Here is a 4,148-nt window from a genome sequence, read left to right on the forward strand (position 1 = left end):
AGTCATTGCGACTGGAACGGAGTGGAAGGTTTGCGGAGCATTCCGGAACGGATAGCAATCTCAGAGGTTTGATATATCTCTTCCATCTATATCCTAACCATAACTATTCAGCCGAACATGATATAAGACTTTTTCAGCAAGCCCTAATTATCAATTATTTCCCCCTACTCCCTACTCCCTCTTTATCAACAAAACATGATACTATAACGAAATGGCCAAACAATAGAAAAATAAATGACAGCAGTAAACACCCAAAAATTAGATGTATATGGTGTCGGTAACGCCTTAGTTGACATCCTCGCACTTGTAGAAGAAGACTTTATCACTAAATATTCCCTACAAAAAAGTGGAATGACTTTGATGGATGCTCAAACACAAGGAGGAATTTTAGTCGGACTAGAAAACATATCCTTAAAAAAGCGTTCCGGTGGTTCAGCAGCAAATTCCATGATAGCGATCGCTCAAAGTGGAGGAACGGGTATTTTTGTCGCCAAAGTCGCCAGTGATCCTAACGGAGAATTATACCGCCAAGATATGCTCGACTTTAAAATAGAGTTTAATGTACCTCCTACACCTACAGCAGATAACCCCACTGGTACCTGTGTTGTACTGACAACCCCTGATGCTGAACGTACCATGTGTACAAACTTGGGAGCATCTGTCAATCTCAGTGCTACTGATATTGATGCAGAGCAAATTAGACGTTGCCAATATAGTTATGTAGAAGGTTATTTGTGGACTGGAGAGGATACAAAGAAAGCTTGTATTCAAGCAATGGAAGATTCTAAGCGTCAAGAAGTGGGAGTTTGTTTTACCTTCTCAGACCAGTTTTTAGTAGATCTGTTTGCTGATGACTTCCGTCAGGTACTTTCAAATTATTGTGATGTATTATTCTGCAATGCTGATGAAGCGCGTAATTTCTGTGGAATAGAGTCTTTAGAAGAATCTGCAATGAAAATTGGGGAGTTAGTAGAAACAGCGTTTATTACCGATGGAAAGGATGGTTGTTTAGTGGTTAAGGATAAACAAATTACTACTGTACCTGGGTTTCCTGCAACGGCGATCGATACTGTTGGTGCAGGAGACGCTTTTGCTGGAGGTGTATTATATGGTCTCACCCATGGTTATCAACCCACTCAAGCTGCACGTTGGGGAAATTATCTAGCTTCTAATGTTGTACAAATTCAAGGTCCCCGTTTAGAAGGCTCTTGGGCAGATAAGGTTCAGGAAATAGTTAACACCTAATATCGAATCTGTTATTAAGAAACCGGGTTTCTTGGAGATTATATTATTATGGCAGGCAATTTAATACAAATCTGGTTTCTAGTTAATATAATCTCCGGTTGAATAGCTATAATTAAAGTTTGTAGTTGGGCTTTAGCCCGAACTATAGATGGGCTAAAGCCCATCTACGAACAAAAACTTTTTGATCACTGATTATCGGGACATGATATAACACCTAAAATGTGTTGTTAAGAAACCGGGTTTGTTGGAGATTATATGATTATGGCAGTAAATTTAATACAAACCCGGTTTCTAGAGTGCAGAATTTGTAGAATTGGTAGGGTGCATTTTGCTGCGCGACATGAAAAGACAGCTTGAGTTCAGACTATGAAATAGATTTAGCTATCCATCGTAACGCACCATTTTATTTTAGTTGTGTCAGTCTACTACTCGACTTTTTTATAAGAAGAGGTAATCATTAATGGTGTTGCTGATGTCAGGTATGATTTGTATTTTTTGACAATTGTTAAAGTATTGAATAACTAATACTTAAGGTTATTCAGTTTTGATTTTCATACCTTGATTCAGCAACGCCTAATTAATTATTAATTATTGAACCAACCTCTAAGAAATACGCTTAGAAACTGTTTGTAAACTGATAAAAACCTCTCTCCAAACCTCTCTCCTACAAGGATAGAGGCTTCTTAACCCCCATTCTCTTGTAGGGAAGGGGGGCAGGGGGGTTAGGTTTGCGCGGATTCATCGGTTTCATCCAACACTTCTCAAACAACTTCTTCAGGATCAATACTTCGGCGATCATTCATTTACAGAGAAAAAGCTCAGGTGATAAATCTCAGGTTTATAAGGATGATATTGAATTTCCCTAATAACAGTTTTACCATTCCAGGAAATCTCAGGAACTTTCAGATCAATAATAGTCTTGTTAGCAGAGGCTTTCTTTAACAACAACTGCACTTCTTTCACACCAATAGTTAATTCAACTGATTCTGTAACCTGATGACCATATAATACTGCAGGAATTAATCCTTCCCGTCGTAGCGCTTTAGTTTTGCTACCTTCTGGTCTTTTTTGACATTCTAATGTAACTGCCATCTTGACTTTTTTCTCTTAATTTGCTTATTGATTATATCATGTCCAGTTGAACACTTTAGCAGAAAGGAATAAAAGGCAGAAATGTACAATTGTGGTAGGCAAGATACCCACGCGACAAAATATTCTATCACAGCAAGAATTTAACTTCTGACTTCTGACTTCTGACTTCTGACTTCTATGATGATAAAAGCGCTCGCTTAGGTCCATGAATTGGGTCTTCCACCACAATAGTCTGGTCACGACTAGCCCCAAGAGACACAATAGCAATCGGCACCTTCATCAACTCTGCCAAAAACTTTAAATAATCCAAAGCTTGCTGTGGTAAATCTTCCAAAGTCCGACAATCAACAGTTGATTGCTTCCAACCAGGCAATGTTTGATAAATGGGCTGACACTTAGCTAATTGTATAGAACTACTAGGAAAATCTTCGCAACGCTCACCCTCCATATCATAAGCCACACAAACCTGAATCTCATCCAACTCATCCAGCACATCCAACTTAGTAATCGCCATACAGTCCATACCATTAATTCTCACTGCATAACGTCCAATCACTGCATCAAACCATCCACAACGACGTTTACGACCTGTAGTTGTCCCAAATTCGGCTCCGCGATCGCCCAGTAGTTCCCCAATCTCATCTTTAGCTTCTGTGGGGAATGGTCCCTCTCCAACTCTAGTAGTATAAGCCTTAGCTACCCCAATCACTCGGTCAATCATTGTCGGTCCAACCCCAGTACCCACACAAGCACCTCCTGCCACTGGATTTGAGGAAGTAACATAAGGGTAAGTACCGTGGTCTAAATCTAATAAAGTACCCTGCGCTCCCTCAAACAAAATATTTCGTCGGTCCTGAATTGCATTGTAGATAGTCAAAGAAGCATCTATAACATGAGGTCTCAAGCGATCGGCATACTCTAAATATTCTTTAACTACTTCCTCTGAGTCTAAGGGGGATAAATTATAAAGCTTCTCTAGAATTACATTCTTATAATTAACCGTCCAATTTACCTGCTCTCTCAATCTCTCTGGACTAATCAAATCAATCATCCGAATTCCTGTCCGCTCGGATTTATCTGCATAAGTTGGACCGATACCTCTGCCTGTCGTCCCAATTTTTTGACTGCCCCGACGTTCCTCTGATGCCTTATCTATAATTCGATGATAAGGCATTGTTACATGAGCAGCCTGAGAAATCATCAACTTTGCCGTAGAAATTCCCAAACTCTCTACCTGATCTAGTTCCTCAATTAGAACTTTAGGGTCTATAACTGTTCCCGAACCAATGATACACTCAGTATCAGGATAAAGAATACCTGAAGGAATTAAATGTAGTTTAAATGTCTGGCCTTCAACAACTACTGTATGGCCAGCATTGACACCCCCTTGGTAGCGCACAACTACATCTGCTGATTTGCTAAGTAAATCAGTAATTTTTCCTTTTCCTTCATCGCCCCACTGGGCACCTATCACAATTACGTTAGCCAAGGGTCTCCTCTACAGGTACTTAACACGATTTGTAATTGTTACATTAACTCAAAATTATGTCAATTTATTTTTGTTAATTTTTGTTACAGTTAACTTGATGAAATAAATTTGTATATTTGGAGGAGGCCAACCTTATTTTTTCAATACCAGGTGCGGGTGTGATTCATAGGTAGGTAGGTAGAAAAGTATGGAATTTTTGGGATAAGTGAGGGTACAAATAAAAACAATACTAAAGATTAAGCCTTTCTGTAGGTGAGGAAACGGTAGAAATAATTTTATACTCGTCACTCAATCATTACTATTGACCGTAAAACATATACCT

3 protein-coding genes are annotated in these 4,148 nt (G+C 39.2%); 1 reads left to right on the top strand and 2 read right to left on the bottom strand.

Annotation, left to right across the window (positions count from 1 at the left end; translation table 11 throughout):
- Positions 1–234 precede the first annotated feature (234 nt).
- Positions 235–1,245, top strand: coding sequence for an adenosine kinase (locus AFK68_RS07545; RefSeq protein ID WP_094672225.1), 1,011 nt, complete (start codon positions 235–237; stop codon positions 1,243–1,245).
- Between the two features lie 795 nt (positions 1,246–2,040).
- Here the strand turns inward: AFK68_RS07545 and rplY are convergent.
- Both rplY and AFK68_RS07555 read right to left on the bottom strand, forming a co-directional pair.
- Positions 2,041–2,337 carry a 50S ribosomal protein L25 gene (rplY, locus tag AFK68_RS07550; protein ID WP_094672226.1) on the bottom strand — a complete coding sequence of 99 codons (297 nt, stop codon included), beginning with the start codon at positions 2,335–2,337 and terminating at the stop codon, positions 2,041–2,043.
- A 175-nt stretch (positions 2,338–2,512) separates the two neighbouring features.
- A complete protein-coding gene (locus AFK68_RS07555) occupies positions 2,513–3,826 on the bottom strand; it encodes an adenylosuccinate synthase (protein ID WP_094672227.1) in 1,314 nt (437 codons plus the stop codon).
- Positions 3,827–4,148 lie beyond the last annotated feature (322 nt).

Source organism: Hydrocoleum sp. CS-953 (assembly GCF_002260545.1).
In the GTDB taxonomy this organism is placed as follows: Bacteria; Cyanobacteriota; Cyanobacteriia; order Cyanobacteriales; family Microcoleaceae; genus Trichodesmium.